The following is a 17,774-nucleotide window of genomic DNA, read 5'->3' on the forward strand; positions in this document are numbered from 1 at the left end:
GCTATTTCAATACACAGTTTAATGACACAATATGAACTGAATATGAACTTTAATGGAATTTGTTTTTTGATATAGTTATTCATATAATCATGTTAAATATATTAAAGGAGTAATAATGATGGTGAAGTGTTTAATAGTGGATGATGACTATAAAATATTACATTACGTTTCTCAGCATCTCGAAGCGGCTCAAATTCAAACCGTTACACATGCCAGTGGAGAAAACGCATTACAATACCTTACAAATAACCAAGTTGATATTGCTGTTGTCGATATTATGATGACTGGTATGGATGGATTTGAACTGTGCCAAGTGCTAAAAAACGACTACGACATACCTGTTATTATGCTAACAGCACGAGATGCGCTAAGCGATAAAGAACGTGCATTTGTGAGTGGAACAGATGATTACGTTACGAAACCATTTGAAGTGAAAGAATTACTATTTAGAATTAAAGCTGTGCTAAGACGTTATCAAATTAATTCTCAAGATATTATAAAATTAGGCAATGTGACGTTAATTCAAGAATATATGGAAGTCATTGTTGGATCCAAAAATGTAAATTTACCTACTAAAGAGTTTCAATTATTATTTTTATTATGTGGTCAGCCAAAACATATTTTTACGCGCAACACATTAATAGAGCGCATTTGGGGGTTTGATTATGAGGGAGATGAAAGAACGATAGACGTACATATCAAACGACTACGTCATCGTCTAAATCAATTAAATGCCACGATTGAGATACAAACGGTTCGTGGACAAGGATACAAGGTGATTACCCATGTTTAAATCTCTTTATACACGTATTGCAATCTATACAATTACCGTTATTCTATTTAGTGCTTTAGTAAGCTTTCTATTCGCTAATATATATTACCATTTCAATTTAAAAGCACATAATGATACTAAGATAATGCGTACTTTAAAAGAAGCACGACAATTTCATGCCTCTTCAAATCAATCTGATAGTCAAGCCTATTTCAAACACCTAGGCGATATGAACTATCAAATTATGATTGTAGATCGTGCACATCATAAAACATTTTATGGTGAACCATTTCGCCAAGACACGATTTCAAACGCCGCGATCAACCAAGTTCTACAAGGCGAGGACTATCACGGTATCAAAAATAAGCCATTCGAATTATTTGTAACTGGATTTTTTGATAATGAAACAGATAATACTGTAGGCGTCCGCTTTACCCAAAATCATCAACCGCTTGCCGTGTTTATGCGCCCAGATATAGGCGAAACCTTTAGTGAGTTTCGTACTTTCCTTTCAGTATTATTAATTTGTTTATTAAGTATTTCAATCACCCTAGTTATTGCATCAACTTATTCAATCATTAAACCTATAAAAACGCTAAAGCAAGCAACAGAGCGTTTAATACACGGGGATTTCGATACACCCATTTATCAAAGTCGTCATGACGAAATCGGCACACTACAATATCGATTCGACGCTATGCGTCAAGCATTAAAACAAGTCGATGATATGCGACAACACTTCGTTCAAAATGTTTCACATGAAATCAAAACACCATTAACACATATTCAACGTTTACTTACAGAATTACAATTTACAGCGACGCAAGAAAAAAGGCAGACATACATTGATGAAATTCACGACGAAGTAACTCGATTAAGTAATCTCACAAAGGAATTACTTCTCCTATCAGAATTAGATAATGCCAATCATTTACGCTTTGATGATCATATACACATTACTACGATGATTAAAGAAATTATACGTCATGAGCAATTCGAACTAGATAATAAAGATTTAATGTTGTTGTCTGATTTAAGTGACGTTTATTTCCAAGGAAATAGTCGTTTATTACACCAAGCATTCTCTAATCTTATTCAAAATGCGATTAAGTACGCTTCAATTGGTGGTACAGTTGAAGTTAGGCTTTCTCATGAGCATAATGATTCAATTTTATTTAGTGTCAATAATGAAGGAAATACGATTCCATCAGAAACTCAACCACATATTTTTGAGCGATTTTATAAACTGAACGAGCAAGATAATAGTAATGGCTTAGGTCTAGCCATTACGCAATCAATTATTAAATTACACCAGGGCGAAATTAGTGTGTCTAGTGACGTACAACGAGGTACTACCTTTACGATTAGACTGACATCAAACTTATAGATATATGCCATTTATATAATCATTTAAACCACTTACACAGTGAGAACGACCGGATACTTATTTTTTACTATAAAAAGCACCCTAACATGATTAAATTAAATTATGGAGGAGGTTAAAATATGAAATTGAGACTGCATATATCACCTGATGAAAAAGAAAAACTTGTTGCCATCCATGCACCATCGTTAGATGAAGATGTTCAACAAATTATATCTTGTATTGAAGATTTAGATCGTGCCACTCAAATATATGGTAAATATGAGGATGCAATCTATGTACTAGACATTAAATCGATTATCAGTTTTCGAACGTATCATAATCAGGTTGTGGCGATTAAAGGTATGAAACAATCCAAAATAAAAGAACGATTGTATGAATTAGAAGCTAAATTGCCTACTTCTTTTATTAGAATTTCTAAATCTGAAATAGTTAATAGTGATAAAATTGAAAAACTTCATATGGAACCAAATGGGCTCATTAGAATGTATTTGAAAGATGCCGATTTCACTTACTCCTCCAGAAGATATTTAAAATCGATAAAGGAGCGATTATCGTTATGACAAAATTATACAAATTTCTAAGTATCCCTTTGTTAATTGGACTAACGCTATCTATCATTTTTAGTTATATTCATGCCGAAGGTGAATATTATCCTTTATCTCCTATATCTACTTTAGGAAAATTTTATTACGCTCATTTTACTGAACCAACAGTCATGCTTATATCTATAATATTATGGTTATTAATTGGCTTGCTTTTTTATCTGACAAGTTTTATTTTTACGCATACAGATTGGAGTATCACACGTGCTACGCTATTACATTTCATATTTAGCTATATTGGTTTACTGCCCATTGGTATTTTAGCTGGATGGTTTTCAATTAAAATTTCAAATTTATTGATATTCACATTTTATTTCATCATTATATATTTGATGATTTGGATAAAATCTCACTTTACAAACAAAAAGTACGTTACAGAAATTAATCGACAACTAAATAAAAGGGAGAAATAAAAATTGGCTAGTTACTCATGGAATTGAATTAGAGTAGCTAGCCAATAATGCGTTATCTATACAAACTAGTGCGATTATTTAACATTTAAATATTTTTGAATTTCTTTATTTACTGCACGATAAACGTCTTCATGTTCAGTTAATTTAAGACCGAATGAAGGTACCATTTCTTTAATCTTAGGAATCCAGTTTTTAAACTCATTACCATAACAACGTTGTAATAAATCAAGCATAATATCTACTGCAGTAGATGCACCTGGAGAAGCGCCTAATAAGGCAGCAAGTGAACCATCATCCGATGTGATGACTTCTGTACCAAATTGTAAGTTTCCTTTGCTATCTTCGGTATCTTTGATCACTTGTACACGTTGTCCTGCAACAATAACTTCCCAATCTTCATCTTTCGCATTAGGCACAAATACACGTAAATCATTCATACGATCCTCATGCTTTAACATAAGTTGTGAAATAAGGTACTTCGTTAAATCCATTTCTTTGATACCTGCTGAAAGCATAGTTAATACATTATTTGGTTTTACTGAACGTATTAAATCTAAATTTGAACCTGTTTTTAAGAATTTAGGTGAAAATCCTGCAAACGGTCCAAATAATAAAGCACGTTCACCATTTACAAATCGCGTATCTAAGTGAGGCACTGACATTGGTGGTGCACTGACACTTGCTTTACCATAAACTTTCGCATGATGTTTCTCAATCACGTCTTTATTCGTACAACGCAAGAATAAACCACTTACTGGGAAACCACCGATATGTTTTGATTGCTTAATACCTGTTTTTTGTAGAAGTGGTAAACTTGCACCGCCAGCCCCAATAAATACAAATTCTGATTCATACGCCTTGCTTTGACCAGAATTTAAATCTTTAACTGTCACTTTCCAGTTTCCATTATCAAGTTTCTCAATATTTTCAACTTCTTGTTTATAAGATACTTCTACATTTCTATCCTTTAAATTAGAAATAAGTTTCTTTGTTAATGCTCCGAAGTTTACATCTGTACCACTCTCATCACGAGATAATGCTATAGGCACATGTGATGTTCTTCCTTCAACCATTAACGGAACCCATTCTTTAATTTTGTCACGATCTTCAGTAATATCCATTTTTTCAAATAGAATATTTTCTTTTAATGCTGCGACTCTGTTTTTAAGAAATTTCACATTAAAGATACCTTTAACAAAACTCATATGTGGCACAGATTGAATAAAGTTAGCAGGATTCTCTAATTGACCTGTTCTAACTAAATGTGTCCAAAACTGCTTAGAGACTTGGAATTGTTCGTTGATTTTAATTGCTTTCGTAATGTCAACGGAACCTTCCTTACCTTCTTTAGTGTAATTTAATTCACACAGTGCAGAGTGCCCTGTCCCAGCATTGTTCCAAACATTTGAACTTTCTTCACCAGATTGTTCTAATTTTTCAAATATTTTAATTTCTTTGTCTGGAGATAATTCTTTTAATAACGTTCCGAGTGTTGCGCTCATTATACCGCCACCTATTAAGATGACATCTGTTTTGCTATGTACTGAACTCATAACAATACAGTCCCCCTTTTTTTCACATCTTTAGTCGATAGGATATTGACCTTGGCTTAATAAATTAAAACGCTTTCTTTATTTATTAAAATTTTTAATATTAACTTTACGCTATACGTAAAATCGACTTTTTATGAACTAGTTTAATTATATACATAATCCCCCCATGAAAAAAGTGTTTACATAAAGTTTTCATCTTTTATTAGATAAAGCAAGGTCGATAGTCGATTCGAATGATAATGCTATTACTATTAGAGATACATAAGAAATGCTATAATTCACTATTATGAATCATTAGAGGTGTAACTATGAAATCATTCACATTTTTTATGCATAATGTCTATGCTTTAGGTGGAACTGTGAAAGCTGTTTCTGAATTAGCTAATACACTTTCCGACAAGGGGCATCACGTAGAAATTATTTCTGTTTTTCGTGCGCAAGACGAACCTTATTTTAAAATAAATAACAATATAAAAATAAAAACACTAATCGACTATCGTTTAAAACCTCAGAACATTAAAGCAATCATTATGAATCGTATTAATAAGTATACTTCCTTATTGAAACCAACCGAAATAAACCATCATGAACCTGGATTAAATCAATTTTCAAAATACGTAGAAAATAAAATGATTAAAGCGATTAAAAAAGTAGATACAGATGTGCTTGTAGGTACTAGAGCGAGTTTTAATATTTTAATATCAAAGTATCACCCTAATAATGTGATGACGATTGGAATGGAACATATGAATTTGCAAGCATATCCAGAACACTATCAACAAGATATACTTGATGCGTGTCGTAAATTAGATCTTATTACAACGTTAACGAAACAAGATCAGTTAAATTATGCGCAACATATCAACACACCTGTTTATACTATTCCGAATATCATCAGACCAATTAAAAATGATACTCACAAAGAGAATATCATCATGAGTGCAGGTAGATTAGAATTTGAAAAAGGGTTTGATATTTTAATAGAGAGCATTCGTCGAATTCAAGATGATCTTAAGCGCCTTAATTTTAAAGTAGAAATATATGGAGATGGCCAAGAACGCGAGTCTTTGCAACAACTGATTGATCAACATCATTTAAATGATTTAATTACACTTTATGCCGCAACGCAACAACTTAATACTAAATTAGCTAAAAGTAAAATCACCGTCGTACCGTCAAGAAATGAAGGGTTTGGTATGGTTGTACTAGAAGCAATGGCGCAGGATAATATTGTTATAAGTTTTAAAGATACACTTGGGCCTGCAAGTATCATCACACATCAGGTTAATGGTTATTTAGCACATTATGGTGATGCTGGTTCATTAGCAAAATACATCGACATCGCTATGAATCATATTGATGATGCCGACCAGATGGTTCATGAAGGACATGTTACGTTGAAACACTATACACCTACCACTGTTTATGAAACATTTATGTCCGCTATAAATAGTATTTAAACTTAAAGCGCTACTTCGCCTTGGTAAGCATCTCAACTTAAGTGAAATGAGAAGCCAAATAAGTGCTACTTTAGAAACTGCACTATATGAATGGCCCCAACTTGCTTAGCCTGTAAAATCACTTTCGTGATTTTTTGTGTTCGGACCCCAAACCCCAACTTGCTTTGCTTGTAGAATTTCTTGATGAAATTCTCTTTGTTGGGGCCCCGCCCGCAAGGGTGACTAGAACTGAGAAAAGCTTGATTTAAGCGCCTTCTCAGTTCAGTCAGCTACTGCGAATTTGCTAAATAGCATTATTATATTATTTTTGTCCCAGACTGTTTTTTATACAATAAATAAGCCAGTAAATGAATTTATAAAAAACTCATTTACTGGCTATTTTTCTAGGAATTATGTGCCGCTCTCATCTTCATGAGAACTCTATTTATAAGCACTCATTTATATTGATTACAGAATTAGAGATAAGATAAATGTCCAAATACAGATGAAGATTAATAATCCAACACTGTAACGTAATGTCATTTTAAGTAATTCTGATTCTTTACCTACTTCTTTAACAGCAGCAGTCGCGATTGCTATTGATTGAGGTGAAATTAATTTCGCTGCTACACCACCCACTGTATTTGAAGCTACGAGTAATGAACCGCTTGTACCAATTTGTTGTGCAACTGATGCTTGAATTGGTGCGAATAATGAGTTGTTATTAACCACTGACCCAGTCATAAATACACCAATCCATCCTAAGATAGGAGATAATACTGGGAAGACATTTCCAGTTTTAGCAATACCTTGACCCATTGCTGCACTTAAACCACCATATGTAGTGATTTTAGAGATAGCAAGAATGAAGCAAATTGTTAATACTGGCAACCATAATTCTTTAAATGTGACACCAAATAAACGTCCTGCATCTCCGAAACTTACTTTCTTAGCCATTAATACTGTGATAATGATTGTGATTAAAATCGCTGTACCTGTTTGTCCAATGAAATTGAAACTTAACATGATTGATTTATTAGCCACTTCACTGAATGTACCTGGTAAAGTGAAGTTAAGCACTAATGCTGATAATTTACCATTTGGTAAGAATAAGTTTTTAAAGAATGGTGCACTCCAAATCATAACTACAATTGTTAAGATAACGAATGGACTCCATGCATACATAATTTCTTTTGCATTATGGTGTTTCGCCGGCTCAGGTTCCACATCTTTTTGCACTCTGAAAATATGTTTTGGTTGGAATTTTCTTGAGAATAAAGCTAAAGCACCCATTGTTACTAATGGTGGGATGATATCAGCTAATTCAGGTCCGTTGAACACTGTTAATAATCCTTGCAATAATGTATAAGTTACTGATACAACTAAGATAGCTGGTAATGTTTCTTTAACACCTTTTAAACCATCAATGATAAAGATAAGTAAGAATGGTATAAAGAAGTTAATAATTGCTAATGTTAATGTAGATGTTTGTGATACACCTATTGCATGAACGCCACCTGGTAAGTGAAGTGTATCTACCACACCGACTGGAATTCCGATGGCACCAAAAGCACCTGAAGCAGCATTCGCTACTAAACATAACATTGCAGCTTGTAATGGTCTAAATCCTAGTTGAGCAAGTAATAACGCACAAATTGCGATTGGTACACCAAATCCAGCTGCACCTTCTAAAAACGCATTGAACGCAAAACCGATTAATAATAATTGGATACGTTGGTCTTGTGAAATACTTGTAATACTATCTTGAATCGTATTAAATTGTCCAGATTCTTGAGTGATTTTGTAAAGTAATACTGCCATCATGACAATATAACCAATAGGTATAATACCTTGATAGAAACCTTCTACAACGCCACCTGTTGCAATACCAAGTGGTAATTTAAAGAACGGGATGGCAATAAGCAATGTAACAACCAAAGTTGTGATTGCAGCGTAAATACCTTTCATTTTAAATACAGTTAAGCATAATAAGAATAGAATAATAGGTACTGCTGCGATTAAGCTAGATAATACCAAATTATCAAATGGATCAAATGTTTGAACTAACATAATTTTGACTCTTCTTTCCTTTAGTTTGTATTAATGAACATTCTAGCGATTTAACAATTGAAATGTGAGCATATTTCTAACTGTTATAAGGTTAATTAGTTTGTCGACAAGTTAATCATGCTAGATTTCACAAATTTAAGTCTTGTGAACTTTTTCACAATAAAAATATACCATCTTTCCACTTAAATGACAATACTATATAGTACTTTTTATAAAATTTTTGTTAAATTTTTAACAAATTAAAAATCCTCTTTTTTCAACAAAATTTCCCAAACTTTTTAATTAATCAATGATGCCATTTTTGTAAATATGAATTTTTCTTAGTCACATGGTAAAATATATTTAAGAAATTTAAGAGTTAAAGGACAATGTATGATGATTAAACAAATAAATATTTCAAATATGCGCCATCTTGCATTACAACTAAACAAAGCGAAATCAGCTGGTTATTCACATTTCATTCCTTATTCAAATGATATTAAAATCAATCATGATATGTTGGAAGCTGTCGCTGCAACACATAATTCAATCGCAGTAGACTATACGTTAAATGACTTATATTTAAATGACTGTCGCTATTTTGGCGATGATACATTAACTTTTTTATCATGGATGAAAAATATCAATCATTATCCTAATATCATTTTCAATATTGAACGTGCTTTATTCCATTTATCTAAATATGATATCCATTCTATTATGGATTTAGCCGTCGTTACTGTTTTGAAAGATGAAATCGATATTGATAATCATGTCGTTTTTAATTTTATTCATGAATGTCCGACAAGCAATGCATTTTGGAACTCCTTAGATACATTTGATATTAAAAAAATTAATCACTTTGATTTAAATAAATTAGCTTATATTCATGGACATCCTATTCCATATTCTAAATTTAAATATCCGGGTAAAGAAGATGAAATGCGCTTTGTAGATAGTTGGCTTATCACTACTAAATTTAAATTACCCAAATGGCTTTATAGAAAGATGCAAAATCATGCATTAAAAAAGCATCGTAATCTAAGCTATGTATATGATAAAGATCCTTCAAAAGTTAAAAATCATGTTGTGTTTTTAGGATTTGATTATGGTTATAGAGGTAACTCTAAATATTTATTCAATTATTTTGTGAAGAGAAACCCTACTACTGAAGCTTATTTCATCACAAATGATCGACGTGGACCATACTTTTTACCTACTGATGCAGAAAATAATAAAGAATTAATAGAAACTGCCAAAATTGTCGTTATTGAAAGTTATATGCCCGATGAATTTAAACCAAATGGCACTGTGATTCAATTATGGCATGGAACACCAATCAAAAAGCTCTTCTTAGATAGCAAAGAACCAGACCAAAATAAAAATATCTACAATTATAAGGCACGTAAATATAATAAATGGCTAAAACAAGACTACCTTTTAACAGATTCCGAGGCTGCTACAGGCTTATTTGAAACGGCATTTCCAAATCAACATACGGAACTGATTTCATATGGTTATCCAAGAATAAGTTATTTATGCCACTATCAAAATGATAAAAATCATCAGAAGAAAATTAAAGATGCCTTAAATGTGGATCGAACAAAGCCAATTTTATTATATGCACCTACGTGGCATGCGGATAAAGATGCTACAGATTTAATGACCATCTCTCCAGAAATATTGGAAGCATACCATGTTATTTTCAAAGGTCATATTGAAGATGATATGACCCTTCCTGAAGGTGCAATTGAAGCACCAAGTCATATTGAAACTCAAGATTTAATATTAATATCGGATGTTGTAATTACCGATTATTCTTCAATTATCTTTGATGCTTTAACGATTGGCAAAAAGGTATGTCTTTACACACCAAATCATGCGGCTTATCAACAAGAACGTGGTGTATATGATGATGTTATGAATAGTTTAGCTAAAGTTTGGTATACGGATGAGGAATTATTGCACAATAATTTAATACATCATTCATTAACTGATATTTCTAACCATCCACTTGTAAACGATAATAATATGTCGTTAAAAAAATTAACGCAATTGATGCGAGATATCATTAATCATAAATAAGTATGAAAAGAGTCCGGGACAAAAATAATATAATGAAGCTATTTTGCAAATTCGCAGTAGCTGACTGAACTGAGAAGGCGCTTAAATCAAACTTTTCTCAGTTCTAGTCATCCTTGCGGGGGTGGGACGACGAATTTAAAAGAATTCTGTCCCACTCCCTTATCTAGTTTCAATATATTCTATGCTAAACCTGTCTTTCCATGATTAAATCTATATCAACGACATCACCAGTTATAAATTCATGTTGCCCAGTCACTTTGAATCCATGTTTCTTATAAAATGACAATGCTTGTTGATTGTGTTCCCACACACCTAACCAAACTTTACTTTTCCCTAGTTCTCGAGCTTTATCGAGTGCCAGTTGGATAAATGTGTGCCCTCTTCCTCCACCTTGATAGTTTTTATAGAAGTAAATCCTTTGAATTTCTAAATAGTCCTCACCCATTGTTTCTGTTTGCGCGTCACCAATATTAAGCTTCAAATATCCGGCAATTTGATTATCTACTTTATAAAAATAATGAAACGAATTAGGATTATTCAATTCATTTAATAATACTGTTTCGTTATAACTTTTCTTAAAAAATTGTTCGAAATCATTCTCTGTGTATTCACCCTCAAATGTATCGTAAAACGTAGTTTCTGCAATTTGTCTTAAATCACTAACATCTGTACCTTGAATCATCGTTATTTGTTCTGTCATCATTCAATCCCCCTCATTCATCATGAATTACGTATTTTTATTGTATAAATTATTCCCTATAATCGTCTCGCTATTCAATAAATTCGTTTAATTTGTGAACGGCGAAAATTCCTATTGATAATATTTATCAATGAGTATAAAGTAAAGATGATATTATTATATATGATGAGTGAGGTTATAAACATGTTTGTATTAGGAATTACAGGACCAACCAGTTTAGTTGTGATTAGCATCATTGCTTTGATTATATTTGGCCCTAAAAAGTTACCACAATTCGGCCGAGCAATTGGTAGTACTTTGAAAGAATTTAAGTCCGCTGCAGAAAATATAGATACAGATGAAAGTCACGATACGCCCAGTAAAGAATCTAAACAACAACGAGAACATACAAAATAGCAATACGCTATTAGGACACTTTGATGAATTACGCGCTCGTCTCGTCAAAGTGTTTATCGCCTTTATTGTTGCAACAATCATTGTATATATTTCATCACATTGGTGGATGAAACCATTTATACATTATATTAAACGCGCACACGTAACATTACATGCCTTTTCTTTTACAGAAATGATTCAAATTTACATTATGATTATCTTTTTTGTGGCGTTATGTTTAATCATACCCATTGTGTTTTACCAATTGTGGGCGTTTATTGCACCAGGACTTCATGCGTATGAACGTGGCTTTATCATTAAATACAGTTTATGGTGTGCGTTATTATTTATCATTGGCGTTGCGTTTGCGTTTTTTATAGGCTTTCCATTGATTATTAATTTCTCTTTGACATTATCTGCCATTTTAAGCATTGAACCAGTTATTGGATTTAAGGCTTACTTACATGAATTAATACGATGGCTACTTATTTTTGGCATTTTATTTCAACTTCCTACGTTATTTATGGGACTTGCTAAATTTGATTTAATAGATGTTAAAGCACTTAAGCACTATCGTAAGTATATTTATTTTGGTTGCTTTGTAATAGCGAGTATTATCGCACCACCAGACATCACTTTAAATTTACTCTTAACACTACCACTAATCATCCTGTTTGAGTTTAGTATGCTTATCGCCAGACTATCACATCGTGCCTAAACACAAATAAACCTCAAGCCCTTGTTACATACAGGTCTTGAGGTTTTTATTTGATTATTAATATGCCTTAATGATGCTCAGAAATATTTTGTTTGTGCTGACGATTTTTGAAAATGAAAAACACAATCAATATAATGTAGATTAATTGCGCTACAATTGACTCAACATTAGGATAAAATCCTATAAAACCAATTGTAGGTAAGCCTTCAATGCCATGTTGTGGTAATGTTCCTAACAATTGAAGTTTCTGAATACTTACACCAAGCATTTTGAATGCCATTACAAAAATTAAAATCGAAAGCACTCTAAAGATGTAATAAATAGGTATAAGTTTGACTATGAATCTAAATAGTAATGCAAAGACGATCAATATAACAATCGCTAATGCAATACCAATCACGAAATCCATCGTCGTAATGCTACCTATCATACCCATATAGAAAATGATAACTTCTACACCTTCACGCAGAACAGAAATCAAACCAATTGTACCTAACAGTACTAGGTTGCCATTACTTATCGCATTTTGGTACATATTTTGAATCATGTCATTCCAACGTTTAGCACTTGAACGTCTATGCATCCAAATACCAACCACATACATTAAAATAACTGCGATAATGCCAAGTGTAGCTTCCATGCCTTCGCGTAATAAGCCATTATTTCCAAGCGTTTGAATGAAGACTACGGCTAAGGTAATACTTAGAATTAATCCCAATATTGCGCCACCAATAACACTAGCCGTACCTTTATTGTCCTTAACATTGCGTGTCATTGTCGTTAATGTCATAATGACTAACAATACTTCTAACCCTTCACGTAAGAAGATGATCATGACATCTACAAATGTATAGCCTTCTTGACCTACAGTGTCTTTAATATCTTTATTAATATCTTGTAAGCCTTCTTTAACGTGATCTTTATTGCTTTGATCTAAAATACTTTGGTAATAAGGTATTTTATCTTCAATTGTCGTATATAATGTGCCATTTTTAGTTTGAATTTTACCCTCTACATACGGCCAAATTTGAACAAATTTAGATAATGCTGCATCAGTTTGATCTAAGTGATTATCTTCTATCCCTTTAATTGCTTTATCTAACTCATCATTAAGTTGTGTTACTTTATATTTTCCATTATCTGCGCTAGATTGTTTTTGATCCACTGTATCAATACTTGTTTTGAATGTTGTCCAAGCATTGTCTACTTTTTTAGTATCTAATGGTTCTTTTTGAATGGCAACACGTAACTGCATTAAATTAACTTCAATTTGACCGTATTTACCTTCGTCATAATTTCTGATGGCAGTTTCATGCGTTGTCCAAATTTGATTCAAACTATTATTAATTGATTGTAATTCGGCATCATTTTTATGTTTAATGGCCTTCTTGATTGGTTCATCTTTAGCATCAACTTGTTGCTTTAGTGTTTTAATTTCACCGCTAATATCTTTCGTAGAGACTGCTTCTTCATAAGCGATTAATGATTTTGTTAAATCAGAAAGTTTGTCAGCTTTCGCTTCAGTTGAAGACGCTTTATCTACCGCTTCTAATTTTGACTTTACGTCTTTACCCTCTTTGTTATCTTTAATATTTAAAGATTTCACTTTTTCTTTAATATCAGCGAGTGCATTTTGCTTTTCTTGATTGCTTTTAGCTTTATCTTCTATCGTTGATTTTGCATCAGTTATCGCCACATACACATCACTGATTTTACTATCATCTGCAGCACTAACTTGATGTGGTGGAACCGTTCTAATAACGGTAAGAATAAGGATTAACACAGCGATTAATTTAATTAAATAAGGTTTCACCGATGTAACCTCCCTTTTTGACACCTGGCAATACAAGGAAGGATGCAGAACCTCGATGTGTAATATATTCATTAAGCTTATCACTATGACCTAAATTATTTTGAATATCTATAAACTGTTGTGTTGATTTTTGGAAACAAATGAACATTAAACCTGTTTCTAACGCGCCAGTTTTCGCATTAGTTCCATCATTATAATTATAGGCACGACGTTTAATTGATGTTTTAACTTCACGTGCTAGACGCGCATGCGCATTAGGATCAATAACATATTGGCCACTGCTATCTTTCGCATCTAAATCAATATTGTCGAATTCTTTTTTCCCAGTTAATGGTGCACCTGATGCACGTTTACGACCAAATGTCGCTTCTTGTTCTTCTAATGACGTTCGGTCCCAAGTTTCAATATGAATTTGAATACGACGAATAATACAATATGTACCATTTTTAGCCCATCCATCATCGATAAACACATACTTTTTAAGTTCATCATTTTTGCGTGGATTCACTGTACCATCTTTAAATGCCATTAAATTCCTTGGTGTTTCTTCAAGCTTTCCAGATACAAAGCCATTCTGAGACCACTTCATTTTAACTACATCTCTAAATGGTCGAATCAAGTTGTGAATTGCATGAAATGTAACTTGTGGATCGTTTGAACATGCTTGAATCATGATATCGCCATCACTGTACTCATCATCTAACTGATTATTTGGAAAATGTGGTAAGTCCTTAAATCCTGCTGGGATTTTAGATGACATACCGATTTTCTTTAGAAATGATTTACTAATACCAAACGTTAATGTTAATTTACTAGCCCCTAATCCTATTGATTCGCCAGTATCTACGGGTGGTAATAATTCATTCTGACTATCTTTAGCAGCTGGCGCACCATCTGTCATGTTTACTGACATTTGCGTCCATTTTTTAAACATATCTTTAATTGCATTTTTATCTTTTGTTTTTAAATCTAATGCGACAAAGTTACAATTTTTTTGTGTTGGCGTTGTGATACCTGCTTGTACACGACCATAAAATTCGAAAGCATCTTTGTCTTCATTCTCAGGTGTATCGAACATCGATTTAAATGAAAGGATACTACCTGCGCCACTAGCACCGATCACAACACCGGCGCCACCTATACCAAGCATTTTTAAGAATGAACGGCGGGAAACTTGGTCATTTTGTTTATCATCTACATTACTCATTCTGTAACCACAGCCATTTTACTTAGTGGTTCACCAAGTGAATTGACAGCATCTGATAATGCTTTTCTATCTTCTTTGGTTACTGCACTATAATCTTTATAACCGTCGCCATCTTTATACTTATCTAGCAGTTGATTAACTTTATCGAAATTCTTTTGAATGTCTGAACTTAATTTTTTATCTTTTTTATCCAATTCTGGTTTGAATAATTCATAGATCTTTTGTGCACCTTCAATATTTGCTTTGAAATCATATAAATCGGTGTGAGAATAAATTTCTTCTTCTCCAGTTATTTTAGAAGTTGAAACTTCATTTAATAAATCAACTGAACCTTGTAGCATTAATTTAGGTGTAATATCTAAAGTATCTGCTTTCGCATCTAATTCTTTAGCATCTTTTAATAATTGATCAGCATCTTTTTTAGTTGTTTCATCTATTTTATTGTCTTGATAAAGTGACTTTTCAATTTTATGATAGCCTGTCCATTGATCTTCTTTTTTCTCTTCTTTCATATCTGCTAAACGCGCATCAATCTTAGGATCTAAATCACCAAAAGCTTCTGCGACAGGTTCTGATCTTTCATAATACATACGCACTTTAGGATATAATGCTTTAGCTTTATCCATATCATCTGCTTTAATTGCCGCAACAAATTTTTCTGTGCCTTCTAAGAATTTATCAAGTTGGCCATCCGTATATTTTTCATATTCTTTGGTAGCCTTTTGTAAAGCAGCTTTGTTCTCACCTTTACTGCTTTGTGACTGCTTGTCTTTGCTACTGTCGTCACTGTGACCATTATTGCCACAAGCAGCTAAAAGTAACGATGATGCGAGTAAAATAGTTGGTAATTTTTTCATTATGTATTCACCTCAATATAGTTTAGGCGATTATCATTTGAAGATGATTCGTGTTAGTAACCTTACGCTATATTTAACACCAACTCACAATCATGGTTATAACGTCTTTTATATTCATATAAACACTTATAATTTTCAATTGATAATCATTATCAAATTTATTATAGGTTTACCCCTTTGATGTGTCAACAACAATTCAAATACAATTTTAACTTAAAATTTTTTTATTTTTTTAAGTTATTAATCTTTACTCATTTGACTAAGAGAAAGTATAGATCAATTGAGATGCGGGTATTATATACTTATAAAGTTTAATATAAAGGAGTCACATAATATGAAAGAACAATTTAAAGCTTTTATAGTTGATAAAAATGAAGATGGAAGTGTGAAACCTAACTTTACTCAAATAACTATGGATGATTTACCAGAAGGTGACGTCTTAATCAAAGTTCATTATTCTGGAATTAATTATAAGGATGCCTTAGCTACAACAGATAATAATCACATTCTAAAATCATACCCGATGGTACCTGGTATCGATTTAGCAGGCGTTGTAGTAAAATCAGAGGATCCAACGATTGATGAAGGCGAAGAAGTGATTGTTACAAGCTATGATTTAGGTGTCAATCATTATGGTGGTTTCAGTGAATATGCACGTGTAAAATCCGATTGGGTCGTTCAATTACCTGACAATCTGTCGTTAGAAGAGGCTATGATTTATGGTACAGCAGGTTATACAGCAGGATTAGCAATAGAGAAATTAGAAAAAGCTGGTTTTATGACATTAGAAGGCGGTAAAGTCCTTGTACGTGGGGCATCTGGTGGTGTTGGTGCATTAGCTGTTCTGATGTTATCTAATTTAGGATATCACGTTGTTGCTAGTACTGGTAATAAACATGCTGTAGATAAATTAGAAACCTTGGGGGCAAATGAGATTATTGATCGTATTACACAAAACGATGATAAGCCACTTGGTTCTAGAACTTGGCAAGCTGCCATTGATCCAATCGGCGGAAATGGTACACCTTTTGTCACAAAACGTATCAATAATAATGGTGGTGTCGCATTGATTGGGTTAACCGGTGGTGTGTCATTTGATGCAACGGTTTATCCATTTATTTTAAGAGGTGTCAGCCTTGTCGGAATTGATTCTGTATTTACACCTATGAAACTCCGCGAGCGTGTTTGGAGACGTTTAGCGACGGACTTAAAATCTAATCAACTACATGATATTAAGCAAATCATCACATTTTCAGAATTACCAGAAGCGATTGAAACCGTATTAAATCATGACAATTTTGGTCGTATTATCATCGCTTTTAATGCATAAAAAACAAACACTAGGACAATCAAGTATGATTTGATTCGTCCTAGTGATTTTTATAATTAAAATACGATATACATACCACCTGATTTTGGCTCTGTGGATGTAAATCCAAATTTTTTATAGAGTTGATCGGCTGGGTAATCCGCAATCAAACTAACGTAAGTCCCCTTTTCAGCGACGGAATGTAAATATGACATAATTTGCTCTAATATGATTCTGCCACAGCCTTGGCCTTGATAGTCTGGATCGACGGCTATATCTACAATTTGAAATGCCGTTCCACCATCACCAATGACTCTGCCCATGCCTATCAGTTGTTGGTCATCATAAATGGTAATGTTAAAACAACTATTAGGTAATCCTTTTTGCGCTGCAGCTATTGACTTTGGGCTCATGCCTGCCTTAACTCTTAAATGACAATACGCCTCAGCTTCTGGAGCTTCATGAGAATATCTAATCATCGTCTTCCCCCTTGGT

General features: G+C 33.0%; 16 protein-coding genes. 9 read left to right on the forward strand and 7 right to left on the reverse strand.

Features of this window, described 5'->3' with window-relative positions; translation table 11 throughout:
* Positions 1 to 118 precede the first annotated feature (118 nt).
* From AK212_RS00825 to AK212_RS00840, 4 genes are all read left to right on the forward strand, one after another.
* Positions 119 to 793 (forward strand): response regulator transcription factor, encoded by a 675-nt coding sequence (locus AK212_RS00825; RefSeq protein ID WP_053028646.1) that lies wholly within the window; start codon positions 119 to 121, stop codon positions 791 to 793.
* A complete protein-coding gene (locus tag AK212_RS00830; RefSeq protein ID WP_053028647.1) occupies positions 786 to 2,159 on the forward strand; it encodes a sensor histidine kinase in 1,374 nt (457 codons plus the stop codon). Before AK212_RS00825 ends, AK212_RS00830 begins: the two co-directional genes overlap by 8 nt.
* 119 nt (positions 2,160 to 2,278) lie before the next feature.
* A complete protein-coding gene (locus tag AK212_RS00835) occupies positions 2,279 to 2,719 on the forward strand; it encodes a LytTR family DNA-binding domain-containing protein (RefSeq protein ID WP_053028648.1) in 441 nt (146 codons plus the stop codon).
* Positions 2,716 to 3,174, forward strand: coding sequence for a DUF3021 domain-containing protein (locus AK212_RS00840; protein ID WP_053028649.1), 459 nt, complete (start codon positions 2,716 to 2,718; stop codon positions 3,172 to 3,174). The genes AK212_RS00835 and AK212_RS00840 overlap by 4 nt, the downstream gene beginning before the upstream one ends.
* A 74-nt stretch (positions 3,175 to 3,248) precedes the next feature.
* On the opposite strand, the gene mqo is transcribed toward AK212_RS00840, so the two are convergent.
* Complete coding sequence (gene mqo / locus AK212_RS00845; RefSeq protein WP_053028650.1) at positions 3,249 to 4,727, reverse strand: malate dehydrogenase (quinone); 1,479 nt, start codon at positions 4,725 to 4,727, stop codon at positions 3,249 to 3,251.
* 308 nt (positions 4,728 to 5,035) lie between these two features.
* Here mqo and AK212_RS00850 point away from each other — a divergent pair, with 308 nt between their 5' ends.
* Positions 5,036 to 6,187 (forward strand): glycosyltransferase family 4 protein, encoded by a 1,152-nt coding sequence (locus AK212_RS00850; protein WP_053028651.1) that lies wholly within the window; start codon positions 5,036 to 5,038, stop codon positions 6,185 to 6,187.
* Between the two features lie 447 nt (positions 6,188 to 6,634).
* Here AK212_RS00850 and AK212_RS00855 read toward each other — a convergent pair whose 3' ends face one another.
* Positions 6,635 to 8,236, reverse strand: coding sequence for an L-lactate permease (locus tag AK212_RS00855; protein ID WP_053028652.1), 1,602 nt, complete (start codon positions 8,234 to 8,236; stop codon positions 6,635 to 6,637).
* Positions 8,237 to 8,611: 375 nt separating this feature from the next.
* Here AK212_RS00855 and AK212_RS00860 point away from each other — a divergent pair, with 375 nt between their 5' ends.
* Positions 8,612 to 10,300, forward strand: coding sequence for a CDP-glycerol glycerophosphotransferase family protein (locus tag AK212_RS00860; protein WP_053028653.1), 1,689 nt, complete (start codon positions 8,612 to 8,614; stop codon positions 10,298 to 10,300).
* 184 nt (positions 10,301 to 10,484) lie between these two features.
* Here AK212_RS00860 and AK212_RS00865 read toward each other — a convergent pair whose 3' ends face one another.
* A complete protein-coding gene (locus AK212_RS00865) occupies positions 10,485 to 11,000 on the reverse strand; it encodes a GNAT family N-acetyltransferase (protein WP_053028654.1) in 516 nt (171 codons plus the stop codon).
* Positions 11,001 to 11,162: 162 nt separating this feature from the next.
* On the opposite strand from AK212_RS00865, the gene AK212_RS00870 reads away from it, so the two are divergent.
* Positions 11,163 to 11,396: a twin-arginine translocase TatA/TatE family subunit gene (locus AK212_RS00870; RefSeq protein ID WP_107629235.1), complete on the forward strand. Its 234-nt coding sequence runs from the start codon at positions 11,163 to 11,165 to the stop codon at positions 11,394 to 11,396.
* Positions 11,338 to 12,093: a twin-arginine translocase subunit TatC gene (gene tatC, locus AK212_RS00875; protein WP_053028656.1), complete on the forward strand. Its 756-nt coding sequence runs from the start codon at positions 11,338 to 11,340 to the stop codon at positions 12,091 to 12,093. The genes AK212_RS00870 and tatC overlap by 59 nt, the downstream gene beginning before the upstream one ends.
* A 67-nt stretch (positions 12,094 to 12,160) precedes the next feature.
* On the opposite strand, the gene AK212_RS00880 is transcribed toward tatC, so the two are convergent.
* From AK212_RS00880 to efeO, 3 genes are read right to left on the reverse strand one after another with little or no spacing between them, the layout of a single operon-like run.
* The gene (locus tag AK212_RS00880; protein WP_053028657.1) at positions 12,161 to 13,906 is read right to left on the reverse strand and encodes an FTR1 family iron permease; all 1,746 of its coding nucleotides are present in this window, start codon (positions 13,904 to 13,906) and stop codon (positions 12,161 to 12,163) included.
* Positions 13,887 to 15,113, reverse strand: coding sequence for an iron uptake transporter deferrochelatase/peroxidase subunit (gene efeB / locus AK212_RS00885; RefSeq protein WP_053028658.1), 1,227 nt, complete (start codon positions 15,111 to 15,113; stop codon positions 13,887 to 13,889). Before efeB ends, AK212_RS00880 begins: the two co-directional genes overlap by 20 nt.
* Complete coding sequence (efeO, locus tag AK212_RS00890; RefSeq protein ID WP_053028659.1) at positions 15,110 to 15,970, reverse strand: iron uptake system protein EfeO; 861 nt, start codon at positions 15,968 to 15,970, stop codon at positions 15,110 to 15,112. Before efeO ends, efeB begins: the two co-directional genes overlap by 4 nt.
* A 334-nt stretch (positions 15,971 to 16,304) precedes the next feature.
* Between efeO and AK212_RS00895 the strand changes: the two genes are divergently transcribed.
* On the forward strand, positions 16,305 to 17,300 hold the full coding sequence (locus AK212_RS00895; protein WP_053028660.1) for an acrylyl-CoA reductase family protein: 996 nt from the start codon (positions 16,305 to 16,307) through the stop codon (positions 17,298 to 17,300).
* A gap of 56 nt (positions 17,301 to 17,356) precedes the next feature.
* Here AK212_RS00895 and AK212_RS00900 read toward each other — a convergent pair whose 3' ends face one another.
* Positions 17,357 to 17,758, reverse strand: a complete 402-nt coding sequence (locus tag AK212_RS00900) for a GNAT family N-acetyltransferase (protein ID WP_053028661.1) — start codon at positions 17,756 to 17,758, stop codon at positions 17,357 to 17,359.
* Positions 17,759 to 17,774 lie beyond the last annotated feature (16 nt).

This window comes from Staphylococcus borealis (assembly GCF_001224225.1).
GTDB classification, from domain to species: Bacteria; Bacillota; Bacilli; order Staphylococcales; family Staphylococcaceae; genus Staphylococcus; species Staphylococcus borealis.